Annotated in this window: 14 protein-coding genes; 9 read left to right on the top strand and 5 right to left on the bottom strand. The window is 50.0% G+C overall.

Going from position 1 to position 17,522, the window contains the following annotated elements; all coding sequences use genetic code 11:
- Positions 1–7: 7 nt before the first annotated feature.
- Positions 8–526, bottom strand: coding sequence for an arsenate reductase (azurin) small subunit (locus tag BMY09_RS06300; RefSeq protein ID WP_091355486.1), 519 nt, complete (start codon positions 524–526; stop codon positions 8–10).
- A 635-nt stretch (positions 527–1,161) separates the two neighbouring features.
- On the opposite strand from BMY09_RS06300, the gene BMY09_RS06295 reads away from it, so the two are divergent.
- Positions 1,162–1,719 carry a hypothetical protein gene (locus tag BMY09_RS06295; protein WP_091355484.1) on the top strand — a complete coding sequence of 186 codons (558 nt, stop codon included), beginning with the start codon at positions 1,162–1,164 and terminating at the stop codon, positions 1,717–1,719.
- Between the two features lie 1,310 nt (positions 1,720–3,029).
- Here BMY09_RS06295 and speD read toward each other — a convergent pair.
- From speD to BMY09_RS06270, 4 genes are all read right to left on the bottom strand, one after another.
- Positions 3,030–3,851 carry an adenosylmethionine decarboxylase gene (gene speD, locus BMY09_RS06285; protein WP_091355477.1) on the bottom strand — a complete coding sequence of 274 codons (822 nt, stop codon included), beginning with the start codon at positions 3,849–3,851 and terminating at the stop codon, positions 3,030–3,032.
- A 116-nt stretch (positions 3,852–3,967) separates the two neighbouring features.
- Entirely contained in the window at positions 3,968–5,041 is a 1,074-nt protein-coding gene (gene phaC, locus BMY09_RS06280) for a class III poly(R)-hydroxyalkanoic acid synthase subunit PhaC (protein WP_091355474.1), read from the bottom strand.
- Positions 5,038–5,970, bottom strand: coding sequence for a poly(R)-hydroxyalkanoic acid synthase subunit PhaE (locus BMY09_RS06275; protein WP_091355471.1), 933 nt, complete (start codon positions 5,968–5,970; stop codon positions 5,038–5,040). Before BMY09_RS06275 ends, phaC begins: the two co-directional genes overlap by 4 nt.
- A 52-nt stretch (positions 5,971–6,022) precedes the next feature.
- The gene (locus tag BMY09_RS06270; RefSeq protein ID WP_091355467.1) at positions 6,023–6,904 is read right to left on the bottom strand and encodes a LysR family transcriptional regulator; all 882 of its coding nucleotides are present in this window, start codon (positions 6,902–6,904) and stop codon (positions 6,023–6,025) included.
- A gap of 167 nt (positions 6,905–7,071) precedes the next feature.
- Here BMY09_RS06270 and leuC point away from each other — a divergent pair, with 167 nt between their 5' ends.
- The 8 genes from leuC (at position 7,072) to trpB (ending at position 17,522) form a co-directional block, all read left to right on the top strand.
- Positions 7,072–8,487: a 3-isopropylmalate dehydratase large subunit gene (gene leuC, locus BMY09_RS06265; protein WP_091355464.1), complete on the top strand. Its 1,416-nt coding sequence runs from the start codon at positions 7,072–7,074 to the stop codon at positions 8,485–8,487.
- A gap of 20 nt (positions 8,488–8,507) precedes the next feature.
- On the top strand, positions 8,508–9,155 hold the full coding sequence (leuD, locus tag BMY09_RS06260) for a 3-isopropylmalate dehydratase small subunit (protein ID WP_091355461.1): 648 nt from the start codon (positions 8,508–8,510) through the stop codon (positions 9,153–9,155).
- An 86-nt stretch (positions 9,156–9,241) separates the two neighbouring features.
- A complete protein-coding gene (leuB, locus tag BMY09_RS06255; protein WP_091355458.1) occupies positions 9,242–10,324 on the top strand; it encodes a 3-isopropylmalate dehydrogenase in 1,083 nt (360 codons plus the stop codon).
- Positions 10,325–10,514: 190 nt separating this feature from the next.
- Positions 10,515–11,630, top strand: coding sequence for an aspartate-semialdehyde dehydrogenase (gene asd / locus BMY09_RS06250; RefSeq protein WP_091356234.1), 1,116 nt, complete (start codon positions 10,515–10,517; stop codon positions 11,628–11,630).
- Between the two features lie 433 nt (positions 11,631–12,063).
- Positions 12,064–14,604, top strand: coding sequence for a FimV/HubP family polar landmark protein (locus BMY09_RS06245; protein ID WP_091355456.1), 2,541 nt, complete (start codon positions 12,064–12,066; stop codon positions 14,602–14,604).
- 64 nt (positions 14,605–14,668) lie between these two features.
- The gene (gene truA, locus BMY09_RS06240; RefSeq protein WP_091355453.1) at positions 14,669–15,631 is read left to right on the top strand and encodes a tRNA pseudouridine(38-40) synthase TruA; all 963 of its coding nucleotides are present in this window, start codon (positions 14,669–14,671) and stop codon (positions 15,629–15,631) included.
- 57 nt (positions 15,632–15,688) lie between these two features.
- Positions 15,689–16,309, top strand: a complete 621-nt coding sequence (locus BMY09_RS06235; RefSeq protein WP_217647400.1) for a phosphoribosylanthranilate isomerase — start codon at positions 15,689–15,691, stop codon at positions 16,307–16,309.
- 25 nt (positions 16,310–16,334) lie between these two features.
- Positions 16,335–17,522: a tryptophan synthase subunit beta gene (gene trpB, locus BMY09_RS06230; RefSeq protein ID WP_091356232.1), complete on the top strand. Its 1,188-nt coding sequence runs from the start codon at positions 16,335–16,337 to the stop codon at positions 17,520–17,522.

Genomic DNA, 17,522 nt, shown 5'->3' with positions numbered 1-17,522 from the left:
CTCCGGGTTATAAAATGTTGGCCTGGCGGCCGAAGATCAGACCATCAACACCAACAGCAGTTACCGAATCGGTACTGGTATCGTATTCCAGACGAATCTTAGGCAGGTTCTCTGTTGCCTGGCCGGTGACCATCTGGCCCATCTTTTCGCTGTCGAATACGCTGAAGTGACAGGGACACTTGAAGTCGCGTGAGGCTGGATCGTAACTGACCGGACACCCCATATGGGTGCACAGGGTGCTGTAGGCAACAATATCCATGTTGGGACCGACACCACCGGGCACGGGGTGTCCCATGCGAATCACCACGCAGGGAGAACTTTCATCGGGATAGTTGAAATGTACCACCTTGTTCTGTGGCAGGGATTGGGCCTTGGCAACGGCCGTTTGCGGGTAGGGCAGCGTGGTCGCTCCCGGGTTATATGCTTCCGATTTAGCCAGTGCGCTGCTGGGCGTCAGCGATGCCACCCCTGCGGCAACACCTGCTCCGCCCAGCTTAATAAAATCGCGTCGATTGAGTTGATTCATAATTATCCTCTCCTCGAATGGGTTTTAGTTGTTTTTGTTATCTGCCAGCTCCCCCTCCGACTGAGCCTGTTAAGTATAGGCAAGAAACATAAAAACCATATAAAAAGTAAGTGATAGGCTGATAGAGGCTTTTGATGACATAAAACGTTACAAGACAAGGGATACCGGTTCAGTAACGCAGAACCAGAGGTGGGAGGCCGTGTGATAGCGTGGCAAAGCGCTGATACCAATCTTTGTATTTGAACAGAAAATCCCCTACTATCATGAGATTAACCGCTATAAAACAATGGATTATTCGTCGATGGAACAGACTCTATGGCTGCTTGATACAGGGTCAACAGCATCTATTTTTAGCCTTTCAACCTTTCTTCGGTGTCTTTGCCGCAAACAGCATTTTGATCGCCTGAATCCCTACGCTTATCTTCCTGTGATACCGCCTCCAATGAAAATCGCGGGCTTAATTTACGAATCCAGAATATTGATGAATAAAACACCCTCTGGGTCGATGGCCGTAAAGTGAATCTGGTGCCGGGTATGAGCGTCAGTACTGAAGTGAAAACTGGAAAGTGCTATCTGATTGAGTATGTATTGATGCCGTTGCTTCTATATATGAATGTTGTCATTAAGGGTTATTTATGATTAATAAATTTTTTTATATGTTTTGTTTTCTGATGTTTGTTTTATTTAGTGATATAGTCTTTTCTAAAGATAATGCTTTGGTGGGTAGGTTTGAAAATTCTGTACTGGATGGCTCTTATCATGAACTTTATGACGCAACGGACTTAAAAAGTATATATAAGTTGGTTGACTGTAAAAGTGTTGATTATGAGTGTATATCCGATTATATATCCCAATCGATCTTTTATCTGGATTCAAATGACCCTAAGTCATTGTTGTTGTCAATTAATAATTTAAAATATGCGGCTGTGTTCTTTAGTGATTATAAAGATTGCTGTCCATTATATTTCGATTATGCTAGTTTGCTTCTTCTTAAAAAGAATCTGCATGAGTATCCCGGAAGGTTTTTATTGAAGAATATGAAGTATAAAGCTTGGGCTAAAGGAAGGGGGTTAGTGTATATGTATGGTAATGATGGAAGTTATGAATACTGTAGTATATATAAAGATAAAATAATAGAAATATATAAGCATGAGTATTGTTTGATTTATGAATGTAAAATGGATCATGAATGACTACTTATGTCACCACAAGATACCGGAATATTAGCAGTCGTACTTCGTAATCATGACGGTGTTTTACTTGACTCTGAAATTAATGGAAGAGTCTGTTTTTTTGACGATGCTCAGTGTAAAAGATTATGAAGGATCGATAGGTTATAGGCGTATTTTTAGTATGGCGGCAAGGTATTTATGACCGTGCGGGAGAGTGAATAAGAGTGAAAAATTGGGGGCAATCTATAAAGCAAAGCCAGAATGCTGATGAATAAAAATACCCTTTGGGTAGATGGCCGTGAAGTTAATCTGGTGCTAGGCATGAGTGTTAGTGCTGAGGTGAAAACCGGAAAGCGGTATCATATTGAATATGTACTGACGCCGTTGCTTAGATATAAGAATGAGAGTGTTAGGGAGAGGTGATGTTAATTTCAGGAATCGTATCTTTAATTTTACTATTCATGGCTTTCTATTTTAATAAATCAGCTGCATATAAAATTATATTAGGTTCTTTGTCGTTTTTTTTCTTTGATCAGTATGTGGAATCTTTTTTTGTTGATGATGAAATTAAAAGTTATGGCTGTATTGTTAATGTTGTTACAAACAATAGATCGAGTCGCAGTCTAATTATCGGTAATGAAGGCGATCTGAATAGATATATAATAAATGAGAATAGTATTTTTAGTTATCCGTGGTATGAAAGAAATATAGGAAATTGTTTTGAGTTTTACTACTATGTGAATATATTAGGTAGTAGGAATTTTCTTAGGTTTAAATATTAAAAGTTTTTTGTATAAAAAGGGGTTTTTATGTCTAGAATTAATGTTTTGAAAGAAATTGTTGAAGGTGATGTTAGCTCGGTAAGTGTTCCTGTCTATATTAATAATATAGTTAATCAGTTGGATAAAGAATAAGTTGATAAGTTATCTTTAGCCTCAAATGTTATTCGTCGGATTAACAGGGTCAGAGTCATTGATTTATAAGAATGACAGTGTGAGAGATAGCTGAGCATGGTTGGTTGAGCACGTTAACTAAGGTATGCATTCCCACGCGGGAGCATGGGAACGAGTGGCTCTTGCTAGCAAGTCGCGAAGCGACGTCTAACCACTAGCGACTAGCAGGCGCGCAGCGCCGTTCCGGATTAACAGGGTCAGAGTCATTGATTTATAAGAATGAGAGTGTGAGAGATAGCTGAGCATGGTTGGTTGAGCACGTTAACTAAGCTATGCATTCCCACGCGGGAGCGTGGGAACGAGTGGCTCTTGCTAGCAAGTCGCGAAGCGACGTCTAACCACTAGCGACTAGCAGGCGCGCAGCGCCGTTCTAAGTGTTTACTTTCCCTTCATATCCGGCATATTCCGCCCATAGAAGATCTCGTTCATCTCCTGGTAGAGGCGTTCGGTAATCTCTTCGATTTCACGGCCGGTCAGGTCGGCGGTGGTGGTGCCGAACAGGTAGGTGTTGAGGTCGACATCATTGAGCATCATCTTGGTGTGGAAGATGTTTTCCTGATAGACGTTTACATCAACCAACTGGTACTGATCGCGGATGTCCTGACTGATAAAGTTCTGGATCGAGTTGATGTCGTGATCGATATAATGTTTCACGCCGTTGATATCACGGGTAAAGCCGCGCACCCGATAGTCGACGGTCACAATATCGGAATCCAGTTTATGGATCAGGTAGTTGAGTGCCTTCAGGGGCGAGATAATACCGCAGGTGGACACCTCAATATCAGCACGGAAGGTACAGATGCCGTCATCGGGGTGGGCTTCCGGGTAGGTGTGCACGCAGATATGGCTTTTATCCAGATGGGCCACCACGGATTCGGGCAGAGGTCCCGGTTTTTCGGTGGTATCAACATTAGCTGAATCTTTGAGTGGTTCTTCGGCTACCAGAATGGTGACGCTGGCACCCTGCGGGTCGTAATCCTGACGGGCCACGTTGAGGACTGTTGCACCGATAATATCGCAGGCTTCTGTGAGGATCTCCGTCAGGCGATCAGCGTTGTACTGCTCATCAATATATTCGATGTATTCAGCTTTCTGCTGTTTGGTCTTGGCATAGCAGACATCGTAGATGCAGAAGCTGAGGCTTTTGGTCAGGTTGTTAAAACCCTGCAGTTTGATTTTCCCGTTAGATGGCAACGTCATAAACTCCGGCTAAAAACCAAACGGTTTTTGGTTAACGACAAAAGAAAGGGCGGATTTTAGATGAGAATCCTGGCGGAAAAAAGTAAATTTTCAAATTTCCCCTGTCTTGTTTGCGGTTAATCGTGCTGTTTTAGCCACTTAGCAATGGTTGGCGCAACTTCTGTTTGCGATTTGCTGGAAACAAAGACGCCGATATGTCCCGATGCGACCTCATACTCCTGGTATTTACGACTCTTTGTTAGCCCGTTCAGTGCGCGTGAAGCGGAGGGCGGGACCAGATGGTCTGCGCTGCCAAAGATATTCAGCAGGGGCTGGTTAATCTGCTGCAGATCCACCGGCCGATCTCCAACGGTCACCCTGTTGTTGATAAAGCCATTCTCTTTAAAGAAGGTGGTAAGGAACTGACGAAACATCTCTCCGGCCTGGTCTGGGCTGTCGTAGATCCATTTTTCCATGCGCAGGAAGTTCAGCGCCGAGTCGGGGTCTTTCAGTTGTCGGGGGATATTGAGGTTTTTTTGTAATCCCAGACGCATCGGCATCAGTGCGTTGTAGGCGTCGTTAAGCATTGCGCCGGGGATATTGCCATAGGTGTCTACGGCAAGATCGATATCGATCTGCTGCGCCAGGTGGCTGAGCATATTGTCCGGGGTTTTGAAATCCACCGGCGTCACCATGGTGATCAGATTCTTCACTTTCTTGGGGTTGAGTGCGGTATAGCAGAGGCTGAGAGTGCCGCCCTGGCAGATGCCCAGCAGGTTAAGTTGCTCCTGCCCGGAGTCCTGCAGCACCTGATCAACGCAGTTGCTGATATAGCCATTAATATAGTCATCCATATCCAGATAACGGTCAGCAGCGTCGGGGTAACCCCAGTCGATCAGGTAGATATCCAGCCCCAGTGCCAGTAACCGTTTAATCAGTGAACGCTGTTGGTCCAGATCGACCATATAGGGGCGGTTTACCAGTGCATAGCAGATCAGCAGGGGCGTTTTACAGCGCTTGCGGCCCGGTGTTTTTTCACTCTGGTAGCGCAGTAGCTGCAGTTTGTCTTCACGGTAGATGATCTCGTTGGGGGTCTGGCCAACACTGACTTCATCGATCTGTTGCAGGGTGTTGATACTCTGCAATAGCTGTTCGCTGTACTGGCCCAGTTCGGAGACTATTTTTTCCGGATTGAATTTGAACCCACTCATTCCGGTTTTCTCCGGTTGCTGCGTGTTGGTTTATCCCGCTCTGTTTTCATGGACGTGATGATAGCTCGTAGCTCGTCGATCTCCTGTTGCTGGCGCCGCAGTTGCTTGCGTAACTGATGCTGCTGGCGGATGGTGCTGTCCAGCTCTTCTCGGGTAACCAGACCAAACTCTTTCAGTTTGATATCCCGGCTATGGAAGGCGAGCTTGCGTACCCGGTTTAGGCTGTTGCTGATGCGGCCATGACAGGCCTGATACTGGTCTGTAAAAACGGTATCACGGTAGGCTTTTTCATAGCATTCAATCCAGAGGTTTTGCAGCGCTTTAACACTGTCGATATCGGCTGTTTGCTGCTCCAGCTGCTGCTTCAGGTCGGCACCGGTCTGATTGAAGATATGGTCATACTGTTTCAGGTATTCGGTTAAAGAGTCCTGATAATCGATTACCGCCTGGGCAAGTGAGCGCAGTTGTGCCGGGCTGTATGGACCGTTGCCGATCTCCGGGGATCTGGCCAGTTGTTCCAATAGCTCGCGAAAGGGGGCCTGTGAGAGCGTCTCAGGGGCGAACGCGGCGTTTTTCATTAGTGAAGCGAAGGGTTCCGGCAGGTTCCATTGGCGACTGAGCAGGTCGTTGCACTGCTGCTGCATATAGCTCTGCATCTCTTCGACCAACTGATCGGTGCTGAGTGCACCGCTGTGTTTATCACGAAGCGATTCAGCAAATTGACTGAACTGTGCGGACTGAGCTTTGACCAGGTTAAGCAGATCTGCCTGTTGGTCGCTGAAATCGGTTTGGGCGCCGCCCTGAAAACTGTTGAGAAACTGCTGCCACTGTTCTGGTTGTTTATGCGTCAGTTGTTCCGCCATCTCCTGCCAGCGTTGCAGCTGTTCCTGTAACCAGTTGTCGCTTGTGCTACCGGAGCTTTCAGTCATGATGGGTTCCTAAACTTCTTCTGTATGACCATCTTAATGAAGCCTGTCACGATTATGAACCCTTTTCTGCAGCCTGCTCTAAAAGGTGTATAAAGTGACGGGCGGCATTGCTGAGGGTGCGCTCTTTATGGGTGATATATCCCAGTTCCCGGGTTACCGGAGGGAGATCGACTTTGAGCACACTGAGACTGTTTTCGGTCATGGTTTCGGGCAGCAGTGACCAGCCCAGTCCAATCTCAACCATCATTCTGATGGTATCCAGATAGTTAGTGGACATCGTGGTGTCCGGTTGTAACCCCAACTGAGAGAACTGCAGTTGAGCCAGTTGGCGGGTGAAGGTGGCACTACCGGAGAGGATGGCCGGATAATCGCACAGTTGTTCCAGGGTGACCTGTTGCCGGGCAGCCAGAGGATGGTCGGTTGCCACCACATAGTTCAGCTTGTCGCGCCATATGGCCTGGGAATAGATATTGGGATCCGGGTTCGGCGCCAGGGTGATCAGGGCGATCTCGAGATTGCCTTTAAGTACATTATCGTAAGCGATCTCAGACTCATCGAAACGAAGGTCCAGTTTTACCTCGGGAAACGCGTGGATGTACTGGCGCAATACCGGTGGCAGACGGTGCAGACTGATATGGTGACTGGTGGCCACCGACAGTGTGCCACTGACTTCGCCGCTGAGGTTGCTTAACGAGCGCCGGGCATCCTCCAGTTCCAGCAGGATCCGCTGGGCTCTGGGGAGCAGTTCCCGGCCTGCTTCAGTCAGGCTGACCGTGCGCCCGATGCGATCAAACAGGCGGCTGTTCAGTTGCTGCTCAAGTATCAGAATCCGTTTGCTCATCGCTGACTGGGTGAGAAACAGCTGTTCTGCTGCACGGGAAAATGAGCCCGTTTCTGCAACGGCGACGAAGGCCTGGAGGGCGTTGGTATCCATGGGCGATCTCCTGTAACGGTTTGCGTTAGTTTATGTATTCCAATATGGAATGCAAAGTATAAAAAATATGAATTTGTTTTCTGCTATGCCGTGCACTAGGATTGCAGCATATAAAAAAGCTGGCAGGTAAAACCGCCGGTATAAAAGACGCAGTGAGGTGAGTTCCGATGGCTGGAAAAACGTTATACGACAAACTGTTTGATTCGCATCTGGTGCGAACCAATGATGATGGTAGTTCGCTGATCTATATCGATCGGCAGGTATTGCATGAGGTGACTTCGCCTCAGGCATTTGAAGGACTGCGGTTAGCCGGTCGTAAGCCATGGCGGATCGATGCCAATATCGCAACCCCGGACCACAACGTACCCACCACCGAGCGTTCTGGTGGTGTGGATCTGATCGTTGATCCGGTCTCCAAAATTCAGGTGAAGACCCTTGATGCCAACTGCGATGAGTTTGGCATCCTCGAGTTCAAGATGAACGATCATCGTCAGGGGATTGTGCATGTTATGGCGCCGGAGCAGGGCGCTATTCTGCCGGGTAGCACCGCCGTGTGTGGTGATTCCCACACCGCTACACTGGGTGCGCTGGGCGCACTGGCCCACGGCATCGGAACCTCAGAGGTGGAGCATGTGCTGGCCACCCAGTGTCTGATTACCAAGAAGATGCAGAATATGCTGGTGCGCGTGGATGGCGAGCTGGGTGTCGGTGTGACGCCTAAAGATGTTGTCCTGCATGTGATCGGTGTGATTGGTACCGCTGGTGGTACGGGCTATGCCATTGAATTTGGTGGTGATGTGTTCCGCAATATGTCGATGGAAGGGCGGATGACCGTCTGTAATATGGCGATCGAAGCCGGTGCCCGGGTGGGTCTGGTGGCGGTTGACCAGACCACGATCGATTACTTTGAGGGGCGTCCTTTTGCACCGAAAGGTGAGCAATGGGATGCAGCGGTTGCGCAATGGCGTGATCTGGTGTCTGACGGCGATGCCGAGTTTGATGCGGTGGTCGAGATCCACGCTGCGGATATCGAACCACAAGTGACCTGGGGTACTTCACCTGAAATGGTGGTGGGTGTGTCGGGTCAGGTGCCTAATCCGGATAATGAGAAAGATCCGGTTAAGGTGGATGGTATCAACCGTGCCCTGAAATATATGGGCTTGCAGGCTGATCAGAAGATTACCGATATCCAGCTGGACCGGGTGTTTATCGGTTCCTGTACCAATTCCCGTATCGAAGATCTGCGCGATGCCGCCAAAGTGGTTGAAGGACGCAAAGTTGCAGAGAATATCATTCAGGCGCTGGTAGTACCGGGGTCCGGTCTGGTGAAAGCCCAGGCGGAAGCTGAAGGGCTGGATAAGATCTTTATCGAAGCGGGCCTTGAGTGGCGCGAACCGGGCTGCTCCATGTGTCTGGCGATGAACCCCGATAAGCTGGGTAATGGTGAGCACTGTGCATCGACTTCCAACCGTAACTTCGAAGGCCGTCAGGGCTTCGGTGGCCGCACTCATCTGGTGAGCCCGGCTATGGCAGCAGCCGCTGCGGTGACTGGTCACTTTATCGATGTACGTGAGTTGATTTAATAAGGTATCGGGAGAGCGAGATGAATAAGTTTACACTGCACACAGGTATCGCTGCACCGCTGGATCGGGCGAATGTCGATACCGATATGATTATTCCCAAACAGTTTCTGAAGTCGATTAAGCGTTCCGGCTTTGGTAAAAACCTGTTTGATGAGCTGCGTTATCTGGATGAAGGTCAGCCGGATCAGTCCTGTGAAGGGCGTCCGCTGAATACGGAGTTTGTCCTCAATCAGCCCCGTTATCAGGGCGCCAGTATTCTGTTAGCCCGGGAAAACTTTGGCTGTGGTTCCAGTCGGGAACATGCGCCCTGGGCGCTGGATGATTATGGCTTTCGTTGTGTGATAGCCCCCAGTTTTGCTGAGATCTTCTACAATAACTGTTTTAAGAATGGCTTGCTGCCCATTGTGTTGCATGACGAGAAGGTCGATCAGCTGTTTAAAGAGAGTGCTGCGACTGACGGTTATCAGTTGAGTATTGATCTGGAACGGCAGTTGGTTATCACCCCATCTGGGGAGGAGATGTCCTTTAGTATTGATGGCTTCCGTAAGCACTGTCTGCTGAATGGTCTGGATGATATCGGTCTGACGCTGCAACACAGTGATGATATTCGTGCTTATGAAGAGAAACGCCGGCAACAAGCGCCATGGTTGTTTGACGCGATTAAATAGTCTCAATAAATAAGCCATAACAAATAAGCTAAGTGTATTTCAGGCGGCAGAGCCGACTCTGCTGCCAGGATTAAGGAAACAGAATAATGTCTAAAAATGTACTGATTTTACCGGGTGACGGTATTGGTCCAGAGATCGTCGCGCAGGCGCGTCGTGTTCTGGAACTGGTTAACCAGCAGGATAATCTCGATCTTGAACTGACCGAAGCGCTGGTTGGCGGTGCCGCTATCGATGCTGATGGTGTGCCGCTGCCAGAAGCAACACTGGAAGCTGCCCGCGCTGCTGATGCGATCCTGTTAGGTGCGGTGGGTGGTCCGAAGTGGGACACTAACCCCGACTTTCAGATCCGTCCGGAAAAAGGTTTGCTGGGTATTCGCTCCAGTCTGGGGCTGTTTGGTAACCTGCGTCCGGCGATTCTCTATCCGCAACTGGCTCACGCTTCAACCCTGAAACCTGAAGTGGTATCCGGTCTGGATATTCTGATTGTGCGTGAACTGACCGGCGGTATCTACTTTGGTCAGCCTCGTGGTGTGCGCCTTAAAGAGGGTAATGTCCGTGAGGGTTATAACACCTACGTTTACGATGAGAATGAGATCCGTCGTATCGGTCGTGTGGCATTTGAAGCCGCCCGTGCCCGTGATAAGCGTCTGTGCTCTGTCGATAAAGCGAACGTACTGGAAGTGACCGTGCTGTGGCGTGAAATCATGGAGGAGCTGTCTAAAGAGTATCCGGATGTCGAGCTGAGTCATATGTATGTCGATAATGCGGCGATGCAACTGGTGCGTGCACCAAAGCAGTTTGACGTTATGGTCACCGGTAATATGTTCGGTGATATCCTGTCTGACGCTGCGGCGATGCTGACCGGATCGATCGGTATGCTGCCTTCTGCATCTTTGGATGTTGACGGCAAGGGGATGTATGAGCCTTGCCACGGTTCTGCGCCGGATATCGCCGGGCAGGATCTGGCTAACCCGCTGGCGACTATTCTGTCGGTGGCGATGATGCTGCGCTATTCACTGAACGCTGGTGCAACAGCCGATCGTATCGAGGCGGCTGTGAGCCAGGTGCTGGATCAGAATCTGCGTACCGGGGATATCTGGTCTGAAGGGATGCAGAAGGTATCTACCACTGAGATGGGTGATGCAGTTATCGCGGCTTTGCAGGCGTAAAACTGCTGGCTGGAACTCAGGCTGGTTATAAAATGCTCTGATTTCGATAGTCTATATGACTAAAATATTGCATAATTAAAGGGTTTCGGAGCGTCCGGAACATAACAGGCTGCTGCAGAATCTTGTGGCAGCTTTGTTGTTTTTATTCTCAGGAATCTGTTAGCAGGTTCGAATAGTTTTGGTGGAACAGATGAAGCGTGTAGGTTTTGTTGGTTGGCGCGGAATGGTTGGTTCCGTGCTGATGCAGCGCATGATGGAAGAGGGTGATTTCGAACACATCGAAGAGCCGGTCTTTTTTACAACGTCCCAGGCGGGTCAGCCAGGTCCGGCTATTGGTAAAGATATTCCGGCACTGAAAGATGCAACATCCATTGAAGAGTTGAAACAGATGGATGCCATTATCTCCTGTCAGGGCGGTGACTACACGAAACAGGTTTACGGTGCGCTACGCGCAGCGGGTTGGGATGGCTACTGGATCGATGCTGCATCTTCCCTGCGGATGGACGATGATGCCATTATCGTACTCGACCCGGTTAACATGAATGTCATTAAAGACGGCCTGGCAAACGGTGTTAAAACCTATGTTGGCGGTAACTGTACTGTGTCCCTGATGCTGATGGGGCTGGGTGGTCTGTTCAATGCGGGTCTGATCGAGTGGATGACCTCCATGACCTATCAGGCTGCGTCCGGCGGTGGTGCGCGTCATATGCGTGAGCTGATCTCGCAGATGGGTATTATCAAAGATTCTGTCGCTGCTGATCTGGCCAACCCTGCCAGTGCGATTCTGGATATCGACCGTCAGGTTGCTGAAACAATCCGTTCTGATGCTATGCCAACGGATAACTTCGGTGTACCGCTGGCAGGCTCCCTGATTCCCTGGATCGACACCCGCCTGGATAATGGTCAGAGCCGTGAAGAGTGGAAGGCCTATGCTGAGACCAACAAGATTCTGGGGCTGAGTGACAACCCGGTACCGATCGACGGCACCTGTGTGCGTATCGGTGCGATGCGCTGTCACAGTCAGGCATTTACCATTAAGCTGAAGCAAAATGTACCGATGGATGAGATTGAATCCATGATTGCAGAAGCCAATGACTGGGTGAGTGTGGTGCCGAACGAGCGCGACATCACTGCCCGTGATCTGACGCCAGCTAAGGTGACTGGCACTCTGGGTGTACCTGTAGGGCGTCTGCGTAAGATGAACCTGGGTGATGAATTCCTGAATGCATTCGGTGTCGGCGATCAGTTGCTCTGGGGAGCAGCAGAGCCGTTGCGGCGTATGCTGCGGATCCTGTTGCAGGGCTGATGAGTGGAATAAACGATATAACCGGCTGAAAAGGCCGGTTTTTTTGTATCTGACGGAGTGATTCAGGTCAACAAAACCGAAATAAAATTTTTCGGACGGCGATGCAGTCCACAGTCACCAACTTAGGTAGTGGAATTTCGAATCTGTTGTCAGTTTGTGTATATACTGAGGTTAAATTCAGGATTGGTCTTTAACTGTTTGAAATATATGGATTTACTGTTTTTGTCTGAGAGTTGTTTTTTGTTCGAGGTGATCAGCTTTTTACTCAGAACGGTTTTAAATACTGAAGTTTAGCTGTTTATGGCCGATCAGGGTTGTTGATTAAACATGGGTTTTAATGAATACTTTGGCCATTAAAACTGGATACGTAACTTTCTGAATATTGACGATTTTTGTTGAATTCAGGACCCGGGGAAATTAAGGAAGCGAAAATATGCTGCGCAAATTAGCCCTAAGTTTGGCAATTGCAGGTGCACTAGGAACCTCAAATGCAAATGCGCTTGGTCTCGGTGAAATCAGAATAACATCAGCGTTGAATGAACCCCTGCAGGCAGAGATACAGCTGTTGCAGATGCGCTCCGTTGATCCGCAACAGATACAACCCAGAATGGCCAATGTTGATGAGTTTGCTCTGGCCGGCATAGAGAAGTTGCGTTTCCTCTCCGATGTTAAATTTGAGGTGAAGCCGGGCTCTGCTGGTCGGGGAACTATTATTCTCACCTCATCGGCGCCGGTGAAAGAACCTTTTCTCAACTTTCTGGTAGAGGTTAACTGGCCCAGCGGTCGTCTGGTGCGTGAATATACTGTACTACTGGATCCGCCGGTCTACGATCCAACCCCGGCTCCTACGGCCGTACAGCCAGCACGTTCCTCGGCTGCCAGCTCTCCCGCGCCCGTTGCTGTAAAGCCGATGGCGCCACAGCAGCCGGTGAATAATATCCGCACCCGTATGACCGATGGTCAGGTGTATGTGGATGTGAATGACACATTGTGGGATATCGCCAAAAAGCATAAGCCCAGCAACTCTGTATCTGAAGCACAGATGATGCTGGCGTTACAGCGTAAAAACCCGGATGCCTTTCGCAATAACAACGTTAACCAGCTGAAAGCCGGTGTTGTTATGGACCTTCCTTCGCTGGAAGAGGTTCAGGCGCTGAATCAGAAACAGGCGAATGAAGAGTTCTGGCGTCAGACGCAGATGTGGAAGCAGGGGATCACCCCGGCTGCCCAGCCGAAGAATATGGATAGCACTGATGGTGCGGATAAGGCAGCTGCATCCGGAAAAAAGGGTGAGGAGGTTGCAGCCAAGTCGGCCCAGGGGCAACTGAAGATTGTCTCACCTGATACCCAGGCTGACACCAATACGGTATCAGATCAGGCGGCCGACACCGATTTGAGTCAAGCTGATGCTGCCCTGCTGGAAAAAAACAAACAACTGGAAACTGAGCTGGCGTCAGCATTGGAAAGCGTTGATCAGATTCAACGCGAAAATGACGAACTGACCGGCCGTGTGGATGCGCTTGCGCAGCAGATGGAAAGTCTGCAACGATTGCTGGAGCTGAAGGATCAGCAGTTAGCTGACCTTCAGGCGGAGCTTGAATCTGCGAAGAAACAGCCGGTAGCCAGTCAGGTTGCTCCCGCTGCAGACTCCCAGGCTAAGCCTAAAAGCTTACTGGAGGAGTTTGGACTTTACATCGGTGCAGCTGGCGGTGCTTTGATTGCTTTCCTGCTGGCACTGCTGTTTATGCGTCGGGGAAATAAAGAGGAGTCGTCGGAGTCCGTTGTTCCGGGGCAAGCGATCGCTGCTGAAACCCCAGAGACTGCTGTCGATGAGGATGTTACTGTAATTCCAGCGCCCGAGGTGGAGCAGGAGACAGTAGCGGTTGCCGCTGAAGAAGAGGATCTTGATGAGCTTGATCTCGATCTGGATATGGATCTGGAAAAGGTTGGTGAGGCTGAGACTGCAACGGATCTGGATGATCAGGAGTTTGATCTCGGATTTGATGAGGACTTTGGCGAGCCTCCAGGACCTGATTCTGTTGATGAAGAGGTTGATGCTGGTGAAGAGGTTGACGATGCCCTTGACTCTATTCTGGGAGAAGAGAGCGAGTCGTTTGATCTCGATGATCTAGACCAGTCAGATGCTGACGATGATCTTGCCGCGCTGGTTGAAGAGCCTGAGGAACCTGAAGCTGATAGCCTTGAAGATCTGCTGGCCGGTGCTGATGACGCTATAGCGCCAGAGCCTGAGGAAGATGTTGCTGATCTTGAGTTTGATATTCAGCCGACAGCCGATGTTGCTGAAGAGCCAGAACCGGTTGAAGAACCGGACGATGATCTGGATCTGGATTTCAATCTTGATGTTGCTGATGATACCGTCTCTGAAGAGGATGAGGCGATCGAACAGATGGCTGAAGAGCCAGTCGAAGATGAGTTTGACGATCTTGACGCTCTGTTAAATGGCGAAGAGAGTGAAGCGATCGCTGAGGATGAGACTGCCGATTCTGAGCTGGATGAATTGCTTGCCGGTGTCGATGAAGCCGATGTCGAAGAGCTGGATGTTGTTGATAGCGATGCCGATCTGGACGATGACCTTCAGGCGCTGCTTGATAGTGCTGAAGATGATGAAATTGTGCTGGATGAGGAAGAGTTTGAGGCTCCTCAGGCAGAAGATGATTCAACTCTCAGTCATGACCTGGATGCTGAGCTCGACTCTGAACTTGAGATGCTGCTAAGCGATGCCGGTACCGATGAGCTTAGCCTGGATGTGAGCGAAGAAGCTGAGGATGACTCGTTAGAAGGACTGAACCTTCTTGAGGGTGCAGACGAGGTTGAGACCAAGCTTGATCTGGCGCGAGCTTATATCGATATGGAAGATCTGGATGGTGCTAAGGATATCCTCGAAGAGATTCTGCGAGAGGGTAGCGAGGCGCAGCGTGCAGAAGCCAATAGCCTGTTAAGTTCATTAAGCTGATAACCACGGGCCTGGTGCTTTCTGCATCAGGCCTGATTCGATAAATGTTGAGATAAAATCTGCTATGTCACGGGATAAAACCCAGTTAAAACTTCAGCAAGGGGCGACTTCGGTCGCCCTTTCTTATGAACAGGCCCCGGCGGGGCTGAAATCAGAATATTCTGAGCAAGCTGGGTCTGAGGACGGGCTTGCTGAGGCGGAAAGTTTAGCTCCTGACTTACCGCAAACCAAACGCTATGCTCTCTGTGTTGAGTATGCCGGGGCAGCCTACCGTGGCTGGCAAACGCAGAAGGAAAAAGATGTTCCATCGATTCAGGAAACGGTAGAGCAAGCGTTATCTGCGATAGCTAATGAGCCGGTTAAGGTGATCTGTGCGGGGCGCACCGATGCCTGCGTCAGCGGCACTTATCAGATTATCCATTTTGACACCGTTGCTGAGCGCCCCGAGCGGGCATGGGTGATGGGAACCAATACCAAACTCCCGGATGATATTGCTATCCGTTGGGCTAAACGGGTTGATGATAGTTTTCATGCCCGGTTTTCAGCGCTGGAGCGGCGCTATCGCTATCTGATCTATTCGGCGCCCGTAAAGCCGGGATTGTTAAGTCGGGGTGTGACCTGGACCCATAAACAGCTGGACATGTCACGGATGCAGGCGGCGGCTGATTATCTTATCGGGGAGCACGATTTCACCTCCTATCGGGCCATTGGCTGTCAGGCGAAAAGCCCGGTGCGGGAGGTCAGGGCGATGGACATCTACCGTGCCGGTGAGCTGATTGTGATCGATGTGCGGGCCAATGCTTTTCTGCATCACATGATTCGCAATTTTGCCGGAGTGCTGATGAAGATTGGTGCTGGTGAGGCGGAACCTGTATGGGCTCAACAGGTGCTTGACGCTCGCGATCGTACTCAGGGAGGGGTTACTGCTCCACCCTACGGGCTTTATTTTGTCGATGTGAAATATCCCGACCAGTATGAGTTGCCAAAATCAGAGCTGGGGCCCTATTTCCTGATGCAAAACGGTTAACCTCAGGGCCTGCTATCTGTTACTATTGGTCTCTTTCTGAATAGTCTGATCCAAGTGATGCGAACCCGCGTAAAAATCTGTGGAATTACCCGGCTGGAAGATGCGCTTGCTGCGGTAGACTCTGGCGCTGATGCGCTGGGTTTTGTCTTCTATGCGCCCAGCCCGAGGTTCGTTGAGCCTGCGGTTGCCGAGGCGATTATCAAACAGCTGCCGCCATTCGTAACGACGGTAGCCCTGTTTGTTAATGCATCGGTTGACCAGGTGCAGACAATTATGGCTCAGACGGGCATCGATCTGTTGCAATTTCATGGTGATGAGTCCCCTGAATACTGTGCTCAGTTCGACCGACCCTATTTTAAAGCCCTGCGGATGTCTCCGGATATTGATGTAGTGGCTGAAACTAAACGCTTTTCGCTGGCCCGGGGGATACTGCTGGATGCATACCGTCCCGGTGTTCCTGGTGGTACCGGTGAAGCGTTTGACTGGGAGCGCATCCCATCTGATATCGATAAGCCGCTGATTCTGGCAGGTGGACTCGATCAGAGCAATGTAGTGCAGGCTATACGCCGGGTGAAACCCTATGCTGTTGATGTCAGTGGCGGGGTTGAAGCGGCTAAAGGCCTGAAAGACTGTGAAAAAATAACATCCTTTATGAATGAGGTAGCTCGTGCCAACTAAAGAAGATCTCGCGATCGCAAAGCAGATGCCCGATGCAGGTGGTCATTTCGGCCAGTTTGGGGGCCGTTATGTGTCTGAAACCCTGATGGCTGCACTTCAGCAGCTAGAACAGACCTACGAAAAGCTTTGGCGGGATCCACAGTTTCAGGCGGAGTTTGATCACGATCTTGCCCACTATGTAGGCCGGCCATCACCGTTGTACCACGCGGAACGTCTTTCCCGTGAGCTGGGCGGTGCGCAGATCTACCTGAAACGTGAAGACCTGAACCATACCGGTGCACACAAGGTGAATAACACCATTGGGCAGGCTCTGTTAGCTAAGTTTACAGGTAAGCCACGGGTGAGCGCAGAAACCGGTGCAGGACAGCACGGTGTAGCGACGGCAACAGTTGCTGCCCGGCTGGGGCTTGAATGTACAGTGTATATGGGCGAAGAGGATATTCGTCGACAGGCACTGAACGTTTACCGGATGAAACTACTGGGGGCTGAAGTTGTCTCTGTTACGTCCGGTACCCGAACGCTGAAGGATGCGATGAACGAAGCGATGCGGGACTGGGTGACCAATGTCGATAATACCTTTTATATTATTGGTACCGCTGCTGGTCCGCACCCGTATCCAAAGCTGGTACGTGACTTTCAGTCCATTATTGGTCGTGAGGCCCGGCAACAGTGTCTGGCACAGACAGGCAAACTTCCGGATGCACTGGTTGCCTGTGTGGGTGGTGGTTCTAATGCCATCGGTCTGTTTCATCCGTTCATCGAAGATGCAGATGTGCGCATGATCGGTGTGGAAGCGGGCGGTTATGGGATCGAAACCGGTCAGCATGCGGCACCGTTGAGTTCCCATTGCCGACCGGGTGTACTGCATGGTAACCGTACCTGTCTGATGTCCGATGAGGGTGGTCAGGTTATTGGTACTCACTCTGTTTCAGCGGGTCTCGACTATCCTGGCGTAGGGCCTGAGCATTCTTACCTGCAAGAGATCGGCAGGGCAGAATATACGGCGATTAACGATGATGAAGCATTGCATGCGTTCCGTCATCTGACCCTGACCGAGGGCATTATGCCGGCACTGGAATCCAGTCACGCTGTGGCTGAGGCGATGAAAATGGCGCCAACGATGGGCAAGGATCAGATTATTCTGGTTAACCTGTCAGGACGGGGCGACAAGGATATCCATACCGTTGCAGAAATTGACGGTATTAACTTTTAA

The sequence above is a fragment of the Amphritea atlantica genome (genome assembly GCF_900111095.1).
Lineage (GTDB): Bacteria > Pseudomonadota > Gammaproteobacteria > Pseudomonadales > Balneatricaceae > Amphritea > Amphritea atlantica.
Note: the sequence above shows the minus strand (reverse complement) of the source record. Positions and strands in the feature narration are given on the sequence as shown.